The organism is Paraconexibacter antarcticus, from assembly GCF_024220175.1.
Classification (GTDB): domain Bacteria; phylum Actinomycetota; class Thermoleophilia; order Solirubrobacterales; family Solirubrobacteraceae; genus Paraconexibacter; species Paraconexibacter antarcticus.
Map to the genome: position 1 here is coordinate 70,340 of NZ_CP098502.1, position 21,974 is coordinate 92,313.

Genomic DNA, 21,974 nt, shown 5'->3' on the forward strand with positions numbered 1-21,974 from the left:
ATGAACGACTTCCTGGACCCCAGCCAGATCGAGGCCCTCTTCGCGCGAGCGAGCGAGGGCAACCTCCCCATGGAGGCGCCGCCCATCGGCGCCAAGGGCGGCGGTCGCCGCACGCGCTGGCTCCGGACGGTCGACTTCACCCGCCCGACGAAGTTCTCGACCGACCAGGAGCGGCGCCTGCGCCGCCTCCTGGACGGCTTCTGCGCGACGAGCGCGCAGCGCGTCCACGGCGAGCACCGCCTGCCGCTGGAGCTCGAGGTCATCGACGTGCAGCAGCTCACGTGGGCCAACGCCTTCAAGCTCCTGCCCGAGTCGTCGGTCTTCTGCACGCTCGACACCGCGCCGCACGAGGGCCGCATGCTCCTCGCCGCGGAGCTGCCGCTGATGGTCACCGCGGTCGAGGGCCTGCTCGGCGGGGACGCGGCCGGGTCGATCAAGGACCGCGCCCTCACCGACATCGACCTCATCCTCGTGCGCCGCCTCGTGCGGACGCTCGTGGAGTCGCTGTCGAGCATCTGGTTCGACCTGGCGGAGCTCACCGTCTCGCTCGCCGAGGTCGACTCGCTCGCCGAGCGCGTGCAGGTCGCCGCCGGCTCGGAGCCGACGCTCATGCTCACGATGGAGGGGCGCCTGCACCGGGGGACCGGCACGATGGCGCTGCTCGTCCCCTACGCGGCGATCGCCCCCGCGGCCGCGGCCTTCTCGCAGCGCGAGGAGGACGGCGGCCACCGCGACCCCGAGACGGCCCGCGCCGTCCGCGCCGGCCTGGAGCGCGTCGACGTCACGATCCGCGCCGAGGTCGCCGACACCCACCTGACGCTCGAGGAGATCCTCGCGCTCGCGCCGGGCGACCTCATCCGCCTCGACGCCCCCGCGGACGCTCCCGTCACGCTCTTCGCCGACCGCACGCCCATCATGGAGGCCCGCGCCGGCCGCTGGGGCACGCGCCGCGCCGTGCAGATCACCGGTCCGGCGGTGATCGAGGAATGACCAACGAGCAGGCACTCCTCCGCCTTGCCGCAAGCACCCTCGACGCGATCCGCGACGTCCTCGAGACGTACGCGCCGGGTGCCGTCAACCCCGGCGCCGTCGCCGCGGTCAGCCCCGGGACGCATCCGCTCGCCGGCGCCCAGACGCCCGCCGTCCTCGCCGACGTCGGCTACGTCGACGGCGTCACCGGCGGCAACATCATGGTCATCGGGGTCGAGGGCGCCCGTCGCCTGGCCGCCGCGATGATGGGCGGCGACCCGAACGAGGTCGAGCCCGGCGGCGAGCTCTCGGAGCTCGACTTCTCCGCCGTCGGCGAGGCGATGAACCAGATGATGTCGGCGGCCGCAATGGCGACGAGCCGCGTCCTCGGCGACGAGGTCGAGATCGCGCCGCCGAACGTCCGCCTCGTCACGTCGTCCGCCGAGGCGGAGGAGGGCATCGAGGCCGGCGGCCTCGCCTGCACCGTCGAGTTCACGCTCTGCGGCGCGCCCTGCCTCCTCGTCCAGCTCGTCCCGCACGCCTTCATCGTCCGCATGACGCGGGCGCTCGACGAGATGACCGAGTCGTACGAGAGCGCCCCGCTGTCGGACGCGCTGCGCTCGGTCCCCGTCCGCGTCTGGGCCGAGTTCGGCCGCGCGGAGATGCCGTCCGGTCGCGTCGTCGGCCTCCCTGCCGGCGCCCTCGTCGAGCTCGACCGCGAGGTCGACGAGCCGATCGACCTCTACGCCGACGGCATGCGCTTCGCGGTCGGCCGCCTGCAGGTCTGCGAGGACGGCACGCTCGCCATCCGCGTCGAGCGGATCCTCGCCGGCACCGTGGCCGGCGACGACGCCGCCGCCGCGGACCCCACTTCTCCCCCCCTCACAAGCCCCGAATACAAGGAGGTCGCCTGATGGCCCGAGTGCTCGTCGTCGACGACGCCGCCTTCATGCGCAAGATGGTCACCGACGCCCTCACCGGCGGCGGCCACGAGATCGTCGGCGAGGCCGGCAACGGCGTGGAAGCCGTCGCCCGCTACCAGGAACTGCGGCCGGACGTCATGACGCTGGACATCACGATGCCCGAGAAGGACGGCATCGCCGCCCTCAAGGAGATCATCGCGATCGACCCGGCCGCGAAGGTCATCATGTGCTCCGCCCTCGGGCAGGAGTCCAAGGTGCTCGAGTCGATCAAGCTCGGCGCGAAGGACTTCGTCGTCAAGCCGTTCAAGCCCGACCGCGTGCAGGGTGCGGTCACGAAGGCCCTGGGGTAGTCGCTTGCGTCGACCACCCGCCGGACCCGCCACGTCAGGTGTGTGGCGGGCCGGGTGGCCGGAAGGCGAGTCCAGGGTCGGCGTGCGGTCCACAGTGGCCATATGTCCCCCTGGACCACACGCCGCCTCGGATCGTCGGTCAGTTGCCCGTGACGAGGACCATCCGGAAGCGGGCGTCGCCCGCGAGCATCTTGTCGTAGGCGGCCTGGGCCTCCTCGAGCGGGTGCGTCTCGATCATCGGGCGCACGCCGGTCAGGTCGCTGAAGGCCAGCGTGTCCTGCGAGTCCTGCGACGTCCCCGACGCGTGGCCGATGAGGCCCGTGCTGCCGCCGATGAACATCGCCGGCGGGAGCTCGAGCGGCTCCATCGACGCGCCGACGACGATGAGGCGGCCGTTCGGCTTCAGGCCGCCCGCGCACGCCGCCATCGCGGCGCTGCTCGTCACCGTCGCGAGGATGACGGTGGCGCCGCCGAGGGCCTGCAGCTCCGCGGCCGGGTCCTGCGTCGTGGAGTCGATGTAGTGGTGGGCGCCGAGCTCGCGGGCCAGCGGCTCCTTCTCGGTCCCGCGCGCGATCGCGACGGTGCGGAAGCCGAGGCGCCGGGCGAACTGCACGCCGAGGTGGCCGAGGCCGCCGACGCCGAGGATCGCGACGGTGTCCCCGCCGCGCGCGACGGAGTTGCGGAGCGCGTTGAACGTCGTGACGCCCGCGCACAGCAGCGGCGCCGCGTCGGCGGCGCTCAGCTCGTCGGGGATCGACGCGAGGGCGCTCGCCGGGACGACGACGTGATCGGCGTAGCCGCCGTCGAAGGTGATGCCAGGGATGCCGCTGTTCTGGCAGGCGATCATGTCGCCGCGGCGGCACGGCTCGCAGTACCCGCACTGGCCGCCGAACCAGCCGACGCCGACGCGCTGGCCGGTCTCCCACAGGTGGACGTCCTCGCCGATCGCGTCGACCACGCCGGCGATCTCGTGGCCGGGGACGATCGGGAAGCTCACGCCCGGGAAGCCGCCCGTCACCGCGAACATGTCGCTGTGGCACACGCCGCACGCCTGGACCTTCACGCGGACCTCGCCACGACCGGGCTCGGGGACCGGCCGCTCGACCAGCTCCAGCGGGCCGCCGGCCTCGCTCACCTGCACTGCACGCATCGTCTCGCTCGTCATCTGCCGTCCTTCGGGGGTGGGGTGGTGTTCTCGGCGCCCACGGTAGCCCTCGGGCCGCCGCGCCCGGTCAGCGGCCCGACGGGCGGTTCGTCCAGGGGCCCCTGAAGATCCTCAGGGCCCGGCCGACCACCGGGCGGTATGAAGGCAGCCACCGTCATCGGGATCGTCGTCGCCATCCTGGGCATCCTCGGCGGAGCCATGATGGAGGGCACCAGTCCCGCCGCCTTCCTGAACATCCCCGCGATCCTGCTCGTCTTCGGCGGCACGCTCGGGGTGACGATGGCCTCGGTGGGCATGGAGACCATGAAGAAGGTCCCCGGGCTCTACAAGCGCGCCTTCAGCGCCGAGCCCCCGGCGCTGGGGGCGAAGGTCGGCCTCATCGTCGGGTTCGCCGAGCGCGCGCGCCGCGACGGCCTGCTCGCCCTCGAGTCCGAGGTCGACTCGATCGACGACAGCTTCACGCGCAAGGGCCTGCAGCTCGTCGTCGACGGCACCGACCCGGACATGCTCCGCGAGATCATGGAGACGGAGATCGACGCGATGAGCGCCCGCCACAAGGCCGGCGCCTCGGTCTTCAAGCAGGCCGGCGGCTACGCCCCGACGATGGGCATCGTCGGCACGGTCATGGGCCTCGTCCACGTGCTCTCGAACCTCGCCCACCCGGAGATGCTCGGCCCCGCGATCTCCTCCGCCTTCATCGCCACCCTCTTCGGCGTCGGCTGCGCGAACGTCGTCTTCCTGCCCGTCGCCGCGCGCCTGCAGGCGCTGAGCGAGGAGGAGGTCGAGGAGCGCACGCTGCTGCTCGAGGGCATCATGGCGATCCAGTCCGGCGACAACCCGCGCGTCGTCGCCGAGAAGCTCATGAGCTTCGTGCCGCCCGCGCAGCGCGACGAGGCGCAGAACGCGGACCCGAAGCTCTCCGCCGTCCCCGACGCCGCCGCGGCCTGACGCTGATGGCCAGGCACGGAGGCCGGCGCCGCGGAGGCGGCCACGGAGGCGGTGAGCACGAGGGCGGGGACGAGCGCTGGCTCCTCTCCTACGCGGACATGATGACGCTGCTCGTCGCGCTCTTCATGGTCCTCTTCTCGATCTCCTCGGTGAACAAGTCGAAGCTCGAGGGCCTGCAGAAGTCCCTCAAGGACGCGTTCTCCGGCCGGGTCCTCCCCGGGGGCACGTCGATCATGTCGGCGGGCGGGACGTCGGCGGACAAGCGCGTCATCGCGCCCCCGCAGTCGACCCAGCCGCAGCCGCAGATGGGCGGCGCGACGCAGGGGATGACCGCGGCGCAGAAGGCGGCAGCCCGGGCGGCCGAGGCGAAGGACTTCGCGCAGCTGAAGGCGCGCATCGACGCGTTCGCCGCGCAGCAGGGCATCTCCGGCCAGGTCTCCACGCGCGTGAGCGCCGACGGTCTCCACATCCGGATCCTCACCGACAATCTCCTCTTCGACTCCGGCTCGGCGGTGCCGAAGCAGGGCAGCTACCCGTTGCTCGCGAAGCTCGGCACCGTCCTGGCGCGCGAGGGCTCCCATGCCGTCGTCGTCGAGGGCCACACCGACTCGATGCCGATCGCGTCCGCCCGGTTCCCGACGAACTGGGAGCTGTCGGCCGCCCGCGCGACGGCGGTCGTCCGCGCGTTCATCGTCGCCCACGTCTCGCCGGACCGGCTGACGGCGTCCGGCCGCGCGGACCGCGACGCGATCACGAGCAACGCGACGCCCGACGGGCGCGCCGTGAACCGCCGCGTCGAGATCCTCCTTCCCCGGGAGATGACCGACGTCCCCGCCCCGCGTCCCGCGTCCACCGGGAACGGCACGGGCTCGATCGTCCCCCCTGAACTGTCCCATCCCCTCGGCACACGGATCGTGCCGCGACCGGCCACGGAGGCCCACCCATGAAGTCGAAGCTGAAGTTCATCATCCCGTTGCTGCTCATCGCCGGGGGCGCGGGCTACAAGTTCGTCCTCGCCAAGCCGGCCGAGGCAAAGCCGGCGAAGATCGCCGGCGAGATCTACGTCCTGCCGAAGGACTTCCTCCTGAACCTCGCCGACGGCAAGTTCGCGAAGCTCGACGTCGCGCTCATCTTCAAGCCGGGGTTCTCGGCCGCGCCCGCGGCCGGCGGCGAAGCCGCCGCCGCCCCGCCGGAGGGGTACGGCCTCCTGAAGCAGGAGCCCGTCGTGCGCGCGATCGTCACCGACATCGTGACGAACGCCGGCGCGAAGGACCTGACGAGCCGCAAGGGCCGCGACAGCGTCAAGCAGCGCATCCTCAAGCGCATCGACAAGGAGACGGACGTGCCCGTCAAGGACGTCCTGCTCACCGACATCGCCGTCCAGTGACGACGAGCGCCACCCCGACCACCGAGAACCACGCCATGTCCGACGACCTGCAGCTGCAGACCTTCGACCCCGCCTCCGCCCCGGTGCTGCTCAGCGCCGGCGGCGACCTGGAGCGGCTCACCGACGTCACCGTCGAGCTCGCCGTCGAGGTCGGGCGGACGTACATGACGCTCGGCGAGGCGCTCGCGCTCGGGCCGGGGTCCGTCGTGACGCTCGAGCGCCTGGCCGACAAGCCGGTGGACCTCCTCATCAACGGGCGGCCCATCGCCCGCGGGGAGGTCGTCGTCATCGACGAGCAGTTCGGGCTCCGCCTGACCGAGGTCATCGGCGCCGTCCCGTCCGCTCCGCCGGCCCCGGCGGACGCGGGCGGGGACGACGACTTCCCCGCCTGAGCCGGGCCGCACGGGGGTCCGGACGCGTCCACGGCGCGTCCAGACCGCGCTTCCACACAACTGGTCTCAAGTCGTAGCGGCGGGGGCCGACTACCGGGCTGTCCGGCTCGTCACACCCTCCCCGGACCCCCGCTCTCGTGTCTCGCAGACTCCTCATGCCCCTGATGGCGGCCGGCTTCACGCTGGCCGCCCCCGCCCCCGCCACCGCGCTCGCGGCCGCCTTCACCGGTCCGGGCGAGCAGACGCCGCTGAACCTGCCGTCGTCCGCGCCCTCCAAGGCCGCGACCGTCGGCGGGTCCGGCAACCTCGTCCGCACGATCGTCGGCCTTGCGGTCGTCATCGGCGTCATCTACGGCGTCGCCTGGGTGCTCCGCCAGGTGCGGGACAGCAAGGAGGCCCGCGTCTCCGGCGCCGGCCTCCAGCACGCCGCGACGATCCCGCTCGGGCCGAACCGGTCGCTGCACCTCATCCGCGCCGGCCGCGAGCTCGTGCTCGTCGGCAGCGCCGAGCAGGGCGTCGTCCCCATCCGGACCTACACCGAGGAGGAGGCGCTCGCCGTCGGCCTCATCGACCCCGACGAGGACGACGACCGCACCTCCGGACCCCGCCCGTCCTCCGGCCCGCCGCGCCCGGCCGGGCTGCTCGGCCGCCTCCGGGACCTCACCGCGCGCTGATGAACTCGACCGCGTCCAGCAACACCGTCCAGCTGCTGCTGCTCATCGGCGGCGTCACGCTCGTCCCCGCGCTGCTCTTCACGGTCACCGGGTTCACGCGGATCATCGTCGTCCTCGGCTTCATCCGCACCGGCCTCGGCACGCCGACCGCGCCGCCGAACCAGGTCCTCGTCGGCATCGCGCTCTTCCTGACGATCTTCGTCATGGCGCCGACGTTCACCGCGGTGAACGACACGGCGATCAAGCCGCTGACCCAGCACAAGATCAGCCAGGGCGAGGCGTTCCAGCGCGGCCAGGAGCCGATCCGCACCTTCATGTTCAAGCAGACGCGGACGAAGGACCTCGCGCTCTTCGTGAAGCTCGCGAAGCTCGACCGCCCGAGGACGCGCGCGGACGTCCCGACCTACGTCCTCATCCCGGCGTTCATCATCAGCGAGCTCAAGACGGCCTTCCAGATCGGATTTCTGATCTTCCTGCCGTTCCTCGTCATCGACCTCGTCGTGAGCTCCACGCTCATGTCGATGGGCATGGTGATGCTGCCACCCGTCTTCATCAGCCTGCCCTTCAAGATCCTGCTCTTCGTGCTCGTGGACGGGTGGAACCTCGTCACGCAGTCCGTCGTGCAGTCCTTCCACTGACGCCGGAGACCCACGCATGGACCAGGACACCGTCATCAGCCTGTCGACGCAGGCGCTCGCGCTGACGCTGAAGCTCGCGCTCCCGCTGCTGCTCGTCGGCCTCGTCATCGGCCTCGCCGTCTCGGTCTTCCAGGCGGTCACGCAGATCCAGGAGCAGACGCTCGCCTTCATCCCGAAGGTCCTCGCGCTCGCCGGCGTGCTCATGATCGGCGGCCCGTGGATGCTCGGCCAGCTCCTCGGCTACACGCAGGAGCTGTGGCTGTCGATCCCGACGGTCGTCGGCGGGCAGTAGCCCCCGTCCGGGCCCCGGACCGGCCGCCGCCGTGGACACCACCCTCCAGCAGCTGCTGACGCAGCTCGGGCCCGATCGGGTCGGCGCGTTCTTCCTCGTCCTCGCGCGGGTCTCGCCGCTCTTCATCCTCGCCCCGCTGTTCAGCTCCAAGCTCGTCCCCGCCCGCGTGCGGGGGATCGTCGCGGTCGCCCTCGCGATCGGGCTCTCGCCGGTCGCCGGCGCGCACGTGCAGCTGCCGACCGACACGTGGGCGTTCGCCGGCCTGCTCGGCAAGGAGCTGCTCGTCGGCCTCGGGTTCGCCTTCGCGCTCGGCGCGCTCTTCGCCGCCGTGCAGATCGCGGGCTCGTTCCTCGACACGATGATCGGCTTCTCGTTCGGCTCGCTCGTCGACCCGGTCACCGGCAACCAGTCGACCGTCATCCAGCAGCTCTACTCGCTCGTCGCGGTGCTCGTCTTCATCGGGATCGGCGGGGACGCGTGGGTCATCCGCGGGGTCGCCCGCACGTACGACGTCGTCGGGCTGCTCGAGTACCCGCAGCTGAACGCGCTCGTCTCCGGCGCGGTCGCGTCGTTCGCCTCGATCTTCCTCGCCGCGATCCAGGTCGCCGGCCCGGTCATGCTCGCGCTGACCCTCACCGACGCGGCCTTCGGCGTCGTCTCGCGCGTCGTCCCCCAGCTCAACGTCTTCCAGGTCGGCTTCCCCGCGAAGGTCGTCGCCGGCCTGCTGCTCATCAGCGTCTCGCTCCCGTTCGTCGCGGGCTGGCTCGGGGACGAGCTGCAGCGCGACGTCGCGTCGGCCCTCATGACGCTGAAGGTCGTGCACTAGGACCGATGAGTTCCGGGCGCGGGTGGCGTCCTCGGACCATGAGCGATCTCACCCAGACCCCCACCACCGTCACGAACCTCGGCGTCGCGATGTTCACGGTGGCCGATCAGGACGCCGCCCTGGCGTTCTACACCGAGAAGCTCGGCTTCGAGGTCCGCGCCGACGTGCGCTTCGGCCCCGAGAACGAGATGCGCTGGCTCGAGGTGGCCCCGTCCGGCTCCGCCGCGCGGCTCGCCCTGAACCCGCCCATGGGGCAGGAGCCGGGCGGCGGCGGCATCGGCGTCGAGACCCCCGACGTCCTCGCCGAGCACGCGCGCCTCACGGCGATCGGCGGCGTCGACCTCGACCCGGCGCCCGCCGGGCGGATCCCCGGCGCGCCGCTGCTCTTCATGATGCGCGACCCCGACGGCAACGCGATCGCCGTCGTCCAGCCGGACTGACCCGGCCTGGCCCGGCCGGACGTCCCCGGCCGGCCGCGCCTCAGGTCCGGGCGGCCGCCGCCGATGACGGTGGTCGGCATGGCCGGCGAGAAGACCGAGAAGGCGACACCGAAGCGCAAGGAGGAGGCCCGCAGGAAGGGCCAGGTCGCGAAGTCCTCGGACCTCGGCGGCTCGGTCATCCTGCTCGCCGGCCTCTTCGCGCTCGGCTCCGCGGGCCCGGCCGCCGCCCGCCGGATGGGGGACGGCATGCGTCAGGCGCTGACCCAGATCAGCGACCCGTCCGTCGTCTCGCAGGACCACATCGGCGAGCTGCTCACGCACGCCGGCGGCTCGGTCCTCCTCGCCGTCGGGCCGATCGCGCTCGTGTGCGCCTTCGCCGCGATCCTCGTGAACCTCGCCCAGGTGGGCCTGAAGCCGTCGACCCACGCGCTGAAGCCCGATCCCAAGCGCCTGAACCCGATCAACGGCGCGAAGAACATCTTCGGCCCCAACATGTTCGCCGAGGGGATCAAGTCGATCTCGAAGGTCGGCGTCGTCGGGGCCGTCGTCTTCACCTTCGTCGCGCCGAAGGTCACGAGCACCGGCGCGATGGTCGGGATCGGCCCGCAGGAGCTCGCCTCCGCGCTCTCGACCGACATCCACGCGATCGCCCTGCGCGCCGCCCTGGCCTACTTCATCATCGGCGTCGTCGACTACGGCTACCAGCGCCACCGGCTCGAGAAGTCGATGAAGATGGAGCTCCAGGAGGTGAAGGAGGAGGCCAAGGGCCAGAACCTCCCGCCCGAGGTCCGCGCCGCGATGCGCCGTCGCCAGATGTCGGCCGCGCGGGCCCGCATGATGGCCGACGTCCCGACCGCCGACGTCATCGTCACGAACCCGACGCACTTCGCCGTCGCGCTGAAGTACGACGGGACCCGCGCCGCCCCGATGGTCATCGCGAAGGGGCAGGACCTCCTCGCCCTCCGCATCCGCGAGATCGCGAAGGACGCCGGGGTCCCGTGCGTCGAGAACGTCCCGCTCGCCCGCTCGCTGTTCGCCACCTGCGAGGTCGGCCACGAGATCCCGGAGGACCTCTACGCCGCCGTCGCCCAGGTCCTCGCGTTCGTCTACCGCCTGAAGGCGCGCCGGGCCGCGTAGGCCGCGGCGCCGCGCGCGATACCGCAGGCCCGGGCGGGCCTCCGACGTCCGGCCAGGGACGGCGCTCAAGCCGGGTGGCCGGTTGACCGACTACCGGAACGTCCCGCCGGCGCCGTCCTGCGCGCCGGGCGGAACCCCCCACACCATGCAGAACCTCGTCAAGCGCATCGGGCGCCACTCGGACCTCATCGCCGCCGGCATCGTGGTGATGGTCGTCGTGATGATGATCGTGCCGCTGCCGCCGGTCATCCTCGACCTGGCGATCACGCTGAACATCAGCGTCGCGCTCGCCGTCGTCATCACGACGCTCTACCTCCCGCGTCCGCTCGACTTCGCGGCCTTCCCGTCGCTGCTGCTGCTCACGACGCTCTTCCGGCTCGCGATCAACATCAGCGTCACGCGCCTGATCCTGCTCCACGGCGACGCCGGCCACGTCGTCGCGGCCTTCGGCCAGTTCGTCGTCGGCGGCAACGTCGTCGTCGGCCTCGTCATCTTCCTCGTCCTCGTCGTCATCCAGATGGTCGTCATCACGGCGGGCGCCGGGCGCGTCGCCGAGGTGGGCGCGCGCTTCACCCTCGACGCGATGCCCGGCAAGCAGATGGCGATCGACGCCGACCTCAACGCCGGGCAGATCACCGAGGACCAGGCCCGCGAGCGCCGCGCCGACATCGGCCGCGAGGCCGACTTCTACGGCGCGATGGACGGCGCCTCGAAGTTCGTCAAGGGCGACGCGATCGCCGCCGTCCTCATCACGCTCATCAACCTCATCGGCGGCATCGTCGTCGGTGTCGTCATGCACCACCAGCCGATCGGGCAGGCGGTCAAGCACTTCAGCCTCCTGACCGTCGGCGACGGCCTCGCGGCGCAGATCCCGGCCCTGCTCATCTCCGTCGCGACGGGCATCATCGTCACGCGGGCGATCAGCGACAAGGACCTCGGCGCCGACATCGCCGGCCAGATCACGGCGAACAAGAAGGCGCCGATGGTCGCTGGCGTCGTCATCTGCCTCTTCGCGATGGTCCCGGGCCTGCCGAAGCTCCCGTTCCTCGTCATCGGCCTGCTCTTCTTCTTCGTGGGCAAGACGCTCGGCGCCGAGCAGGAGAAGACGGCCGACGAGGCCGCGGCCGCGCTGCTCGCGACGCAGAGCCAGCCGCTCCCGGCCGCCAGCCCGCGCGACCAGGCGATGGAGGCCCTGTCGCTCGACGCGCTCGAGCTCGCGATCGGCTTCGGGCTCGTCCCGCTCGTCGACGGCGGCGGCGCGCACGGCTCGCTGCCGCAGCGCGTCGGCGCGGTCCGCCGGCAGATCGCCGGCGAGGTCGGGACGATCATCCCCGCCGTCCGCATCCACGACGACGTCCTCATCGGCTCGCACGACTACGTCATGAAGGTCCGCGGGACCGAGGTAGCCCGCGGCGCCCTGCTCGCCGGGCACCAGCTCGCGCTCGACCCGGGCGACGCCATCGGCCAGCTCGACGGCATCCCGACGACCGAGCCCGCGTTCGGCCTGCCCGCCGTGTGGATCCCCGACGGGCGCCGTCCCGAGGCGGAGGCGCTCGGCTACACCGTCGTCGACGGCGAGTCGGTCATCGTCACCCACCTCACCGAGACGATCCGCCGCCACGTCGCCGAGCTCCTCACGCGCCAGGACGTCCGCGCGCTCCTCGACCGCCTGAAGGAGACGAACGCCGCGGTCGTCGAGGAGGTCATCCCCGACCTGCTCAGCGTCGGCGAGCTGCAGCGCGTCCTGCAGGCGCTCCTCCGCGAGGGCGTCTCGATCCGCGACCTCGGCGCCGTCGTCGAGGCCGCGGGCGACCGGGCGCGCATCACCCGCGACCCCGACCTGCTCGCCGAGTACGCCCGCCAGGCGCTCGGCCGGACCATCCTCGCGCCGTACCTCGACGGCGAGCACCGCCTCCGCGCGATCGCCCTGGACCCGGGCACCGAGCAGGAGGTGAGCGAGTCGATCGCGCAGACGAGCGACGGCGAGTACCTCGCGATGGACCCGGCCCGCGCGCACGCCCTCGTCCAGCTGCTCCACGACGAGGTCGAGCAGGCCACCGCGCTCGGCCGCCGCCCCGTCCTCATCTGCTCCTCGCGCGTGCGCCGCCACCTGCGGCGCCTCGTCGAGCAGGCGCTGCCGCAGCTCTCGGTGTGCGCCTACAACGAGATCGCGCCAGGCATTTCTGTCGAAACCATCGGGGTGGTGACCGCGTGATGCGGCGTCCGTCTGAGCCCCGTGTCCTGGCGTTCGCCCGAGGCATTTCTGTCGAGACCATCGGCGTGGTGACAGCATGAGCAGCGACACGATCGAAAGCGGTGATCCCATGACCCCCGTCACGGACCAGCAGCACCCCGACGTCCGCACGTACGCCGGCTCCGGCCTCGACGAGCTCCTGCCGCGGATCCGCGCCGAGCTCGGCCACGACGCGGTCATCCTCGCCCGCCGCGACGGCATCGAGGGCGGCGTCGCCGGGTTCTTCGGCCGTCGCGTCGTCGAGCTCGACGCCGCGCCCGCCGGCGGCCAGGGCCTGAGCGTCGACCTGCTCGACGACGAGCCGGACGACGCCTTCGCCCCCGGGTCCGCCGGCCCCGCCGACTCCGGCGCGTACGGCGTGAGCGCCTACGCGACCCCGGTCGTCATGCCCCTGCCCGGTCCCGCCCCGACCTCGGCCCCCGAGAGGACCCCGGCGCCCGGCCCGGCGGACGCAGCGCCCGTCGCCCCCGTGGCCGACGGCGACGACACCACCCCCGCGGCCGACGCGGCCGACGCGACCGACGCGGCCGCCGACCGCGAGCGCGTCCTCACCGACGAGGCGGCGAGCTTCGCCCGCCAGCTCGCCGGCCTCATGGAGGACCGCCCGGCGCCCGCGGCCCCGGCCCACCGCCCGGTCGTCGATCCGCGCGTCGACCTCCTCCCGACCCTCGACGACGCCGACGCCCTCGTCGCCGCCTCGGCCCCGCTCCCCGCGGTCCCCGCGCCGGCGCCCCCGCCGGCCCTCCCGGCCGACGGCCTCGGCCCTGACGGCGCCGCGCTCGTCGCGACGGGCATCTCGCCGATCCTCGCCGCCGACCTCGTCCAGACCGCGGCCGCGCACATCGCGCCGCTCGCGCAGGACGACTCGCCGCGCGCGGTCCTGCGCGCCGCGCTCGCCGCCCGCATCCCGATCGCCACGCCGGTCCGCGGCCCCGGCGGCGCGGTCATCGGCTTCGTCGGCCCGGCCGGCAGCGGCAAGACGCGCTGCGTCGCCCGCCTCGCCACCGCCTACGCGAAGCGCTCGGCGCTGCCGGTCGCCTGCGTCACGCTGCGCGCGGCCGACGGCGGCGCTGAGCTCACCGCCCTCCTGCGCGAGGCCGGCGTCACGGTCCACGCCGAGGACGACGCGGCTGCCGCGTCGCGCCGGATCGACGCGCTGCGCAACGAGACGATCGTCCTCGTCGACACGCCCGGCGTCTCCCCGCGCGCCGACGCGGAGCTCCGCACGCTCTCCTCGGAGCTGCGCCGCCTCGCGGCCGACGAGCTGCACCTCACCGTGCCCGCGACGATCGGCCCGATCGCCGCGCGGGAGCTCGCCGCCGCCGGCCGCCGCCTCGGCGCGCGCGGCATCGCGCTCACGCACGCCGACGAGACCGCCGCCCTCGGCACGGTCGTCGAGCTCGCGATCGACGCGGACGTCCCGCTGTCGTACGTCGCGCGCGGCACCGCCCTCGACGGCGGCATGCGCCCGGCGAGCGCCGACGCGCTCGCGCACGCGCTGCTCGGTCCCGAAGATCCCGACGACGAGCTCGTGTGAGGTGACGTGATGGCGGGCATGCACGGACCCACGCGCGCGGATGTCGTCACCCTCGTCGTCCCGCAGCGCGAGCAGTTCTCGGCCCGCGTCGAGGACAGCGCGTCGACCTGGGTCGACGTCGCCCTCCTCGACTCGCCGCGGACCTCCCTGCCGCAGCTCGAGCGCAGCCGCGTCTTCCTGCAGTTCGCGGGGGCGCAGGGGCTGTGCCGCATCAGCGGCGAGCTCAGCCGGCGCCCGCAGGACCGCGGGCTGCGGATCGTCGGGTACGGCTCCGGCGAGGTCCTGCGTTTCGTCCACCGCGGCAACGTCCAGCTCCTGCGCCGGGCCGAGCTCGTGCGCTCGACGACGAACGCGCGGATGGTCGTCCTGCGCAGCGGGTCCGCCGACCACGTCGCCGTCGAGGCGCGCTGCGTCGAGCTCTCCGGCGCGATGCTCCGCGTCCAGGGGGTGCCGTTCGCCGCCACCGGGCAGCTCTTCGAGTTCGACCTCTTCCTCATCCCGCGGGAGGCGGCGATCCGCGGCCAGTTCCGCGTCGAGCGCGTCAGCGGCGACGGTGTCCTGGAGGGGCGGCTCACCCGCCTGACGACGACCGACCGCGGCCGCCTCGTGCGCTGGGCGGCCGAGCACCAGGGCCGGAGGGTCGCCTGATGGCGCGCAAGGGCAGGAAGGCGGCCGAGGCCGACGCGGCGGAGCTCGCCGGGGAGGGCCGCCGTCAGCTCCTGCTCGCCGACCATCCGCGGGCGCTCCACCAGATCCGGACGATCCGCGCGTACGCCGCGCTCGGGCTCTTCCTCGTCGTCGCCTACTTCTCGCACCAGGCCGGGCAGCCGCTGGAGAGGATGCTCACGCGGGCGCTCGAGGCCGGCGTCGTCGGCTACCTCCTGGGGTGGTTCGGCGCCGTCATGCTCTGGCGTCAGCTCGCGCAGGCCGAGATCGAGTCCGCCCGCCGGAAGATCGTCGCCGCGCTGCTGGAGATGGAGGCGGCCGAGCGCAAGGGCGAGACGGCGTAGGGCCGCGGCCCGCGCTGAACGCCGATGGGCCGCATCGAGCGTCTCGGGCGCGTCCTTCCCGGCGACGGGCCGGTCGTCCCCGTCGCCCGCGTGCGGCCCCGCTCCCGGGCGGACCGCCGCGACGACGAGGAGGCCGACCGCGAGGACGCGCGCCGCGAGCGCGCGCGCCATCCGCCGGCCGGGCCGGCGCCGCCGCCCGACCCCTCGCCGCACGTCGACATCCGCGCCTGACGACGCGCCGCGCGCCGCGTGCCGCGCGCCGGCGCCCGCCCCCGCTCAAGGCCCGCGGGGCCCCGCCGACCACCCGGGGCGTGGACGTCTCGATCATCGTCCCGCTCACCGGTGACCCGGAGCGGGCCCTCCGCACCCTCGAAGCACTCGCCGGTCTTCCCGACGAGCCCCGTCACGAGGTCGTCCTCGTCGACGACGCCTCCGACGACCTCGCCCCGCTGCTCGCGCGCGTGACCGGCGACGCCACGGTCATCCGCCGCGACGAGCGCGCGGGCGCCGCCGCCGCCGTCCGCGCCGGGCTGCAGGCCGCGACCGGCGCGGTCGCCGTCGTCCTCGCCGAGGGCGCGCTCGTCCATCCGGGCGCGGTCGCCCTGCTCCACGACGCGCTCGCGGACGCCGGGCTCGCCGGCGCCACCGCCGACGCCCCGCACCCGACGGCCGCCCACGCCGTCGCCTGGCGCCGCCACGAGCACGCAGGCGCCGACGCCGTGCCCGACGCCCCCGACGACCGGCTCGTCGCCGCGATCGCCTTCGCCCTCGCCCCGCGCGGCCGTGTCGCCGCCGTCCCGGGCGCCGTCGTCGTCCCCCCGGCCGTCACGGTGGAGGACACGGTCGCGCGCGCCCGCCGGACCCCGGGTGAGGCGGTCGAGCTCTCGGTCGTCATCCCGACGCTCGACGCCGCCGGCCCGCGGCTGCGGGGCTGCCTGCGCGCGCTCCAGCGCCACACGACGGTCCCGCACGAGCTCATCGTCATCGACAACGGCGCGCCGCCGCAGGGCTTCACCGACCCGGTGAACGCCGGCCTGCGGGCGGCCCGCGGCCGCTTCCTCGTCGTCTGCAACGACGACGTGCACGTCGACGCCGGCTGGTGGGAGCCGCTGCGCGCCGCCCTCGACGGGGAGGATCCCGCCGCGGTCGTCTTCCCCCGGACGGTGGACGGCGCGATGCGCGAGGACTTCGCCGCGTGGTGCTTCGCCTTCCGCCGCGACACGCTCGAGGCGTACGCGGTGGCGCCCGGCGAGTTCTTCCACCCCGAGCTCCGGGTCTGGTTCCAGGACACCGACCTGCTCGCGCGGCTGCGTGCCGCCGGGCGGCCGCCGCGGCTCGTCCCCGAGTCGACGATCCGCCACGGCCTGAGCGAGACGGTCGCCTCGCCGGACCCGCAGCTGCGGGCGTGGATCGACGCGCAGATCCGCCGCGACCAGGTGCGCTTCGAGCAGCTCCACGGCGCCGCCGTGCCGGGCGCGGCGCGCTAGGCGGGGCGGCCGCGCTCAGGAGGCGCGCAGCAGGGCGGGCCGCCGGCGCAGGCGCGCCCGGACGGACGCCGCCCCCGCCTCACGGGGGAGCGCCAGCACGCAGGCCAGCCCGGCGAGCGGCAGCAGGACGATGACCTCGAGCGGCGCCCGCGGGCCCGCGGCGTCGGCGAGCGGCCCGAGCGCGGCGGCGGCGAGCCCGCCGACGCCGATCGCGAGGCCGAGCGTCACGCCCGAGGCGACGCCGAGGTGGTTCGGCAGGTAGGCCTGGCCCATGACGACGGAGATCGAGAACGTCGCGATCGCGATGAGCCCGATGAGCCCGAGCGCGACCGTCGCGAGCACCGGGCCGCCGAGCAGGAAGAGGATGAGCAGCGGCGCCTGGAGCGTGAAGGAGGCGAGCAGCAGCGGGCGGCGCCCGATGCGGTCGGCGAGGCGGCCGCCGACGAGCGTGCCGAGCGCGCCCGCGACGAGGAAGGCGATGAGCGCCGTCTCGCCGGCCGCCTTCGGGGTGTGCAGCACGTCGGTGAAGTACAGCGGCACGAACGTCATGAGGCCGAAGTAGACGATCGAGCGGGCGGCGACGGCGCCCGTGAGGGTGACGAAGGCGCGCCAGTCGTCGTGGAGGACGGCGGCCGCGCGGCCGTTGGCGGCGGTCGTGGCGCGGGCGAGCGCGGCGGCGTGGGCCGTCGCGCGGGTGCGGGCCTCCCGCAGGCGGGGGAGCTCGCGGGCGGTGAGGACCGCGCCGGCGAGGCCGGGGAGCGCGAGCAGGACGGTCGCGTGCAGGCCGAAGGGGAGGACCGTCGCGGTGACGAGCATCGGGCCGAGCGCCCAGCCGGCGTTGCCGCCGACGGAGAAGTAGCTCATGCCCGTCGCCTTGAGGGGACCGGCCGCGTAGGCCGCGGCGCGGGAGCCCTCCGGGTGGAAGGCGGCGACGCCGAGCCCGGAGGCGAGGACGGCGAGGAAGGCGGCGACCGGCGAGCCGAGCAGCCCGACGACCGCGAGGCCGGCCGCGGCGACGACGAAGCCGGCCGGCATGAGCCACGGGGCGGGGCGGCGGTCGGAGAGGTGGCCGAAGAGCGGCTGGACGATCGAGCTCGACATCGTCGCCGCGAGGACGAGCAGCGAGCCGGTGCCGTAGGACCAGTCGTGCGCGGTGAGGAGGAACGGGAGGAGGGCCGGGACGGCGCCCTGATAGACGTCGCAGAGGGCGTGCGCGAGGGCCAGGCGGGTCATCTGACGGCGGTCGAGCTGGAGGGCGTCCTGCGGCACGCCCGCCATCGTTGCGCGGGCAACCCATAACCACAAAGACCGGTCCGGACTACGCTGTAGAGCGATCGCTTATGGAACTGCGCCAGCTTCGCTATCTCGTCGCCATCGTCGAGCACGGGACGTTCACCGCGGCGGCCGCGGCGCTCCACGTCGCGCAGCCGGCGCTCTCGCAGCAGATGCGGCGGCTCGAGGCCGAGGTCGGCGTCCCCCTCCTGCGCCGCGGGGCCCGCGGGGTGCGCACGACGGAGGCGGGGGAGCTGCTCCTCGCCCGGGCCCGACGCGTCGCCGCCGAGCTCGACGCCGCGATCGCGGAGCTCGATCAGATCCAGGGCATCGAGCGCGGCCGCGTCATCGTCGGAGCGATGGGGTCGCTCGGGCCCGTCGACCTCCCGGCGCTGCTCGCCGCCTTCCACGCCGGGCACCCGCAGATCATCCTCGAGGTCAAGGAGGAACCGACGGTCGAGCTCGTCCGCCTCCTCGCCGCCGACGAGGTCGACCTCGCGTTCGCGACCCGCGGCCCGGCGCTGCCCGCCGGGGTCGTCGAGCAGGTCATGGCCGAGGAGGACCTCGTGCTCGTCGTCGGGCCCGAGCACCGCCTGGCGCGGCGGCGGACGCCCGTCCGCCTCGGCGCGCTCGCGGAGGACCCGTGGATCGCCTTCAAGGGCGGCACCGGCCTGCGTCAGGCGATGGACGCCGCCACGGCCGCCGCGGGGGTCCGCCCGCGCGTCGCCTTCGCCTCCAACGAGCTCGACCGCGTGCTCGCGCTCGTCGCGCGCGGGCTCGGCGTGTCGGTCGTCCCGCGGTCGACGGCGGACACCGCGCGCGACCAGGTCGCGATCCTCGACGTCGCCCCCCGCCTGCGCCGGCAGATCGTCCTGCTCTGGCGGGAGGACCGCCCGCACGCCCCCGCCGCCCGCGCGCTGCTCGAGCTCGCGCGCGCCGGCGTCCACGCCTGAGTGGACATCGCCTCAAGCCGGGTGCGCGCCCGCCGATCATTCCGCTTGCAAGGCAAGAAGGAGCCCCATGGACGGGACTCCGGGACGCACAACCCCACATCATCAAGGAGAGATGATCATGTCCCTCAGCATTCAGAACAACCTGCTCGCGATGCAGGCCCACCAGGCCGTCAACCGGTCGTCCGGTGACCTCGCAAAGTCGATGCAGAAGCTGTCCACCGGCTACCGCATCAACAGCGCGGCGGACGACGCAGCCGGCCTCGGCATCTCGGAGAAGATGCGTGGCCAGATCCGGGGCCTCGCCCAGGCGCAGCGCAACATCCAGGACGGGCAGTCCCTGACGCAGACCGCGGAAGGCAGCCTGGACGAGGTGCACTCGATGCTCCAGCGTGTCCGCGAGCTCGCCGTGCAGTACAAGAACGGCTCGCTCTCGTCCACGAACCAGGCCGCGATCCAGAGCGAGGTCAACAGCCTCGCCTCGGAGATCGACCGCATCGGGACGTCCTCGCAGTTCAACGGCATCAAGCTCCTCGACGGGTCGACCAGCTCGGTGACCTTCCAGGTGGGTGCCAACGACGGCGAGGAGATCTCCGTCGCCATGATCAGCCTCGGCGCGACGGTCGGTACGTCGTTCTCGAGCCTGAGCAGCGCGACGGCGCTGACGGACATCGATACGGCCATCGACAACGTGTCGTCGGCCCGTGCCACGTTCGGTGCGGTGCAGAACCGCCTCGATCACACCCTCGCGGTCTCCGCGACGGCGCAGCAGAACCTGACGGCGGCCGAGTCCCGCATCCGTGACGTCGACATGGCGGACGAGATGACGAAGCTCACCAAGAACCAGATCCTGCAGCAGGCCGGCAACGCGATGCTCGCCCAGGCGAACCAGGCCCCGCAGTCGGTCCTCTCGCTCCTGCGCTAGTCGCAGTCGCGGTCGGACACCTCGCAGTACCCGCCTCGCTCCGGTTCGCCGGGGTGAGGCGGGCGTGGTGCCCGCTTCGGCGGAACATGCAGGGCCACGCGGCGCCGGCGGCATCCGGCGCGCGGGGCAGGACACACGCTCCTTGCGGGTCGGCATACCCGCACGGGGGACGGATCAGGCGTCGGGCGGTCTCTCCCTGCAGAGGCCGCCCGCTCGTCTTGACCGGCGGCGCGCCTTCAGCGCATGACGACGCGCTGCGCCCGCCGGATGACGCCGAAGTAGTTCGTCGGCGCCACCCGCTGCAGGAGGTCCATCGCCTTCGCGTCGGCTCCGATGAGGACGCGGTCATGGCCCTTGTCGACGCCGCGCATGATCGTCTCCGCGGCCTTCGCCGGCGTCGTGCGGGCGATCTTCTCGAAGTCCTTCTTCAGCGCCGCGCCGTCGTCCCGGCGGCCGAGGTTGTCGACGTGGTGGCGGCCGTTGTTGACGATGTTCGTCCGGATGCCGCCCGGGTGGACGCAGATCGCGCGCACGCCGGTGCCGTGCAGCTCGTGGCGGAGGGACTCGGTGTAGCCGCGGACCGCGAACTTCGAGGCGTTGTAGGCGCTCTGGGTCGGGAAGGCGATGATCCCGAAGAGGCTCGAGATGTTGATGATCGCGCCGGAGTCCTGCGCGGTGAGGATCGGCAGGTAGGCCTGGGTCCCGTGGACGACGCCCCAGAAGTTGATGTTCATGACCCACTCGACGTCCTCGGTCGACTGGTCGGCGACGGTCTGCGAGAGGGCGACGCCGGCGTTGTTGATCACGAGGGCGATCGGGGCGGCGGCCCACTCCTGCACCTCGGCGGCGAGCTGCTGGTGCGCCCAGCGGTCGCTGACGTCCATGACCTTCGTGAGGACGGGGACGCTCAGCGTCTCGGCCGTCTCGAGCAGCCCGGCCTCGTTCACGTCGCTGAGGACGAGCGGGCAGCCGCGGGCGGCGAGGTTGCGGGCGAGGGCGCGGCCGATGCCGGAGCCGGCGCCCGTGATGATGGCGACGCGGCCGTCGACCTGCGTGGGGGAGGACATGGCGCGTGAAGGTACACCACCGTCGGATTCGGCCCGCTCAACGGTGGGCGGCGGCTGCCGATCATGGGGGAGATGAGCGTCGAGGCCGTCATGGCCCGCATCACGATGATCCAGCAGGGGCTGCAGCCGCCGACGGCTCCCGCCGGGGCGTCCGCCGCGCCGGCGTGGTCCGCCGACGGCACGACGCAGGTGCCGTCGGCCTTCGCGGCGATGCTCGGGAACGCGACGACGGGCGGGGACGGCGCGACGGCGGGGCTGACGGCGCCGCTCGCCGGGGGCGCGGCGCTCACGGCCGGCTCGCCGCTCACGGCCGCCTCGATCGGCGGGGCCGTCCCCGTCGGCGCCGTGGCACCGGGTGGGGACGCCGGGCAGCGGATGATCGCCCTCGCGCAGCAGGAGCTCGCCCAGGGCGTCGCCGAGCAGCCCCCGGGGTCGAACGACTCGCCGCGGATCGCCGACTACCGGACCGCGACGGCCGGCTCGGGCGTCGGCCCCTGGTGCGCGTACTTCGTCTCGTGGCTCGCGAAGCAGGCCGGCACGCCGGTCGGCGAGGCGGGCCAGGGCTTCGGGTCCGTCGACGCGCTGCACGCCTGGGCGCAGCGCACCGACCGCACGACCGCCGCGCCGGCGCCCGGCGAGCTCATCGTCTGGAACGAGCACATCGGGCTCGTCACCGGCGTGGACCCGAACGGCACGATCCACACGATCGAGGGGAACTCCTCCGACCGCGTCTCCGCCCGGACCTACGGCCCGGACGGGGGCGGCGCGCTGACGTACGTGAAGCTCGGCTGAATCGGCGCAGGGGCAGCGAACCCCACCGCAGAGGCGGCGTCCGCTGCCGGAGCCGCGGTCAGCCGGCGAGCGTGGCGTCCATCGTGATCTCGGGGACGCCCGCGAGCGCCTTGCTCACGGGGCACCCGGCCTTCGCCTCCTCGGCGTGCCCACGGAAGTGCTCCTCGCTCAGGCCGGGGACGGTGCCGACGACCTTGAGGTGGATCTTCGTGATCGACGGGCCGTCGTCGAGCAGGCGCAGCTGCACGACCGCCTCGGCCTCGACGGAGGTCGGGTTGTGGCCCGCCTCGGCGAGGATATTCGACAGCGCCATCGAGAGGCAGGCCGCGTGGGCCGCGCCGATGAGCTGCTCCGGATTCGCCCCCGGACCGTCTTCGAAGCGCGACTTGAACGAGTACTGGCCGGTGATGTCCTCACCGGCGGTGAAGACCCCGCTGCCGCCCTTGAGGTCGCCCTCCCACTTCGCCTTGCCCTTCGATGCCATGTCGTCTCCTCCTGGGTTTGGGGTGGAGGGACCAACCTAGCCGCCCGTGGCCCGT

The 21,974-nt window shown here is 73.6% G+C and carries 26 protein-coding genes; 22 read left to right on the top strand and 4 right to left on the bottom strand.

Going from position 1 to position 21,974, the window contains the following annotated elements:
• Genes NBH00_RS00360 through NBH00_RS00370 form a run of 3 tightly spaced genes read left to right on the top strand, consistent with a single transcriptional unit; the run spans position 1 to position 2,242 of the window.
• On the top strand, positions 1–990 hold the full coding sequence (locus tag NBH00_RS00360) for a flagellar motor switch protein FliM (RefSeq protein WP_254571376.1): 990 nt from the start codon (positions 1–3) through the stop codon (positions 988–990).
• Positions 987–1,883: a FliM/FliN family flagellar motor switch protein gene (locus tag NBH00_RS00365; RefSeq protein WP_254571377.1), complete on the top strand. Its 897-nt coding sequence runs from the start codon at positions 987–989 to the stop codon at positions 1,881–1,883. Before NBH00_RS00360 ends, NBH00_RS00365 begins: the two co-directional genes overlap by 4 nt.
• Positions 1,883–2,242, top strand: a complete 360-nt coding sequence (locus NBH00_RS00370) for a response regulator (protein ID WP_302182676.1) — start codon at positions 1,883–1,885, stop codon at positions 2,240–2,242. The genes NBH00_RS00365 and NBH00_RS00370 overlap by 1 nt, the downstream gene beginning before the upstream one ends.
• A gap of 139 nt (positions 2,243–2,381) precedes the next feature.
• On the opposite strand, the gene NBH00_RS00375 is transcribed toward NBH00_RS00370, so the two are convergent.
• Positions 2,382–3,407 (bottom strand): alcohol dehydrogenase, encoded by a 1,026-nt coding sequence (locus NBH00_RS00375; RefSeq protein ID WP_254571378.1) that lies wholly within the window; start codon positions 3,405–3,407, stop codon positions 2,382–2,384.
• Between the two features lie 138 nt (positions 3,408–3,545).
• Here NBH00_RS00375 and NBH00_RS00380 point away from each other — a divergent pair, with 138 nt between their 5' ends.
• The 16 genes from NBH00_RS00380 to NBH00_RS00455 all read left to right on the top strand — a co-directional run bounded on the left by NBH00_RS00380 (position 3,546) and on the right by NBH00_RS00455 (position 16,429).
• Positions 3,546–4,355, top strand: coding sequence for a flagellar motor protein (locus tag NBH00_RS00380; protein WP_254571379.1), 810 nt, complete (start codon positions 3,546–3,548; stop codon positions 4,353–4,355).
• 5 nt (positions 4,356–4,360) lie between these two features.
• Positions 4,361–5,302: a flagellar motor protein MotB gene (locus NBH00_RS00385; protein WP_254571380.1), complete on the top strand. Its 942-nt coding sequence runs from the start codon at positions 4,361–4,363 to the stop codon at positions 5,300–5,302.
• Positions 5,299–5,742 carry a flagellar basal body-associated FliL family protein gene (locus tag NBH00_RS00390; protein WP_254571381.1) on the top strand — a complete coding sequence of 148 codons (444 nt, stop codon included), beginning with the start codon at positions 5,299–5,301 and terminating at the stop codon, positions 5,740–5,742. Before NBH00_RS00385 ends, NBH00_RS00390 begins: the two co-directional genes overlap by 4 nt.
• A 35-nt stretch (positions 5,743–5,777) precedes the next feature.
• Complete coding sequence (gene fliN, locus NBH00_RS00395) at positions 5,778–6,134, top strand: flagellar motor switch protein FliN (protein WP_254571382.1); 357 nt, start codon at positions 5,778–5,780, stop codon at positions 6,132–6,134.
• A gap of 164 nt (positions 6,135–6,298) precedes the next feature.
• Positions 6,299–6,808 carry a FliO/MopB family protein gene (locus tag NBH00_RS00400; protein WP_254571383.1) on the top strand — a complete coding sequence of 170 codons (510 nt, stop codon included), beginning with the start codon at positions 6,299–6,301 and terminating at the stop codon, positions 6,806–6,808.
• Positions 6,808–7,446 carry a flagellar type III secretion system pore protein FliP gene (gene fliP, locus NBH00_RS00405; protein WP_254571384.1) on the top strand — a complete coding sequence of 213 codons (639 nt, stop codon included), beginning with the start codon at positions 6,808–6,810 and terminating at the stop codon, positions 7,444–7,446. The genes NBH00_RS00400 and fliP overlap by 1 nt, the downstream gene beginning before the upstream one ends.
• Before the next feature lie 16 nt (positions 7,447–7,462).
• Positions 7,463–7,738 (top strand): flagellar biosynthesis protein FliQ, encoded by a 276-nt coding sequence (gene fliQ, locus NBH00_RS00410; RefSeq protein ID WP_254571385.1) that lies wholly within the window; start codon positions 7,463–7,465, stop codon positions 7,736–7,738.
• A 31-nt stretch (positions 7,739–7,769) separates the two neighbouring features.
• The gene (fliR, locus tag NBH00_RS00415) at positions 7,770–8,564 is read left to right on the top strand and encodes a flagellar biosynthetic protein FliR (RefSeq protein WP_254571386.1); all 795 of its coding nucleotides are present in this window, start codon (positions 7,770–7,772) and stop codon (positions 8,562–8,564) included.
• Between the two features lie 38 nt (positions 8,565–8,602).
• A complete protein-coding gene (locus NBH00_RS00420; RefSeq protein ID WP_254571387.1) occupies positions 8,603–9,004 on the top strand; it encodes a VOC family protein in 402 nt (133 codons plus the stop codon).
• 78 nt (positions 9,005–9,082) lie between these two features.
• On the top strand, positions 9,083–10,141 hold the full coding sequence (flhB, locus tag NBH00_RS00425; protein ID WP_254571388.1) for a flagellar biosynthesis protein FlhB: 1,059 nt from the start codon (positions 9,083–9,085) through the stop codon (positions 10,139–10,141).
• Between the two features lie 145 nt (positions 10,142–10,286).
• Positions 10,287–12,356: a flagellar biosynthesis protein FlhA gene (gene flhA / locus NBH00_RS00430; protein WP_254571389.1), complete on the top strand. Its 2,070-nt coding sequence runs from the start codon at positions 10,287–10,289 to the stop codon at positions 12,354–12,356.
• A 109-nt stretch (positions 12,357–12,465) separates the two neighbouring features.
• Positions 12,466–13,932, top strand: coding sequence for a flagellar biosynthesis protein FlhF (locus tag NBH00_RS00435; RefSeq protein WP_254571390.1), 1,467 nt, complete (start codon positions 12,466–12,468; stop codon positions 13,930–13,932).
• A gap of 18 nt (positions 13,933–13,950) precedes the next feature.
• The gene (locus tag NBH00_RS00440) at positions 13,951–14,580 is read left to right on the top strand and encodes a hypothetical protein (protein WP_254571391.1); all 630 of its coding nucleotides are present in this window, start codon (positions 13,951–13,953) and stop codon (positions 14,578–14,580) included.
• A complete protein-coding gene (locus tag NBH00_RS00445) occupies positions 14,580–14,942 on the top strand; it encodes a hypothetical protein (RefSeq protein ID WP_254571392.1) in 363 nt (120 codons plus the stop codon). The genes NBH00_RS00440 and NBH00_RS00445 overlap by 1 nt, the downstream gene beginning before the upstream one ends.
• Before the next feature lie 24 nt (positions 14,943–14,966).
• On the top strand, positions 14,967–15,173 hold the full coding sequence (locus NBH00_RS00450) for a hypothetical protein (protein ID WP_254571393.1): 207 nt from the start codon (positions 14,967–14,969) through the stop codon (positions 15,171–15,173).
• An 80-nt stretch (positions 15,174–15,253) separates the two neighbouring features.
• Positions 15,254–16,429, top strand: a complete 1,176-nt coding sequence (locus tag NBH00_RS00455; RefSeq protein WP_254571394.1) for a glycosyltransferase family 2 protein — start codon at positions 15,254–15,256, stop codon at positions 16,427–16,429.
• 15 nt (positions 16,430–16,444) lie between these two features.
• Here NBH00_RS00455 and NBH00_RS00460 read toward each other — a convergent pair whose 3' ends face one another.
• Positions 16,445–17,698, bottom strand: coding sequence for an MFS transporter (locus NBH00_RS00460; RefSeq protein WP_254571395.1), 1,254 nt, complete (start codon positions 17,696–17,698; stop codon positions 16,445–16,447).
• A 71-nt stretch (positions 17,699–17,769) separates the two neighbouring features.
• On the opposite strand from NBH00_RS00460, the gene NBH00_RS00465 reads away from it, so the two are divergent.
• Both NBH00_RS00465 and NBH00_RS00470 read left to right on the top strand, forming a co-directional pair.
• Positions 17,770–18,654, top strand: a complete 885-nt coding sequence (locus tag NBH00_RS00465) for a LysR family transcriptional regulator (protein ID WP_254571396.1) — start codon at positions 17,770–17,772, stop codon at positions 18,652–18,654.
• Positions 18,655–18,772: 118 nt separating this feature from the next.
• Positions 18,773–19,576, top strand: a complete 804-nt coding sequence (locus tag NBH00_RS00470; protein WP_254571397.1) for a flagellin N-terminal helical domain-containing protein — start codon at positions 18,773–18,775, stop codon at positions 19,574–19,576.
• A gap of 236 nt (positions 19,577–19,812) precedes the next feature.
• On the opposite strand, the gene NBH00_RS00475 is transcribed toward NBH00_RS00470, so the two are convergent.
• Positions 19,813–20,643: an SDR family NAD(P)-dependent oxidoreductase gene (locus tag NBH00_RS00475; RefSeq protein ID WP_254571398.1), complete on the bottom strand. Its 831-nt coding sequence runs from the start codon at positions 20,641–20,643 to the stop codon at positions 19,813–19,815.
• 72 nt (positions 20,644–20,715) lie between these two features.
• Between NBH00_RS00475 and NBH00_RS00480 the strand changes: the two genes are divergently transcribed.
• Positions 20,716–21,435, top strand: a complete 720-nt coding sequence (locus NBH00_RS00480; protein WP_254571399.1) for a CHAP domain-containing protein — start codon at positions 20,716–20,718, stop codon at positions 21,433–21,435.
• Between the two features lie 58 nt (positions 21,436–21,493).
• Here NBH00_RS00480 and NBH00_RS00485 read toward each other — a convergent pair whose 3' ends face one another.
• Entirely contained in the window at positions 21,494–21,919 is a 426-nt protein-coding gene (locus tag NBH00_RS00485) for an OsmC family protein (protein ID WP_254571400.1), read from the bottom strand.
• Between the last annotated feature and the right edge of the window lie 55 nt (positions 21,920–21,974).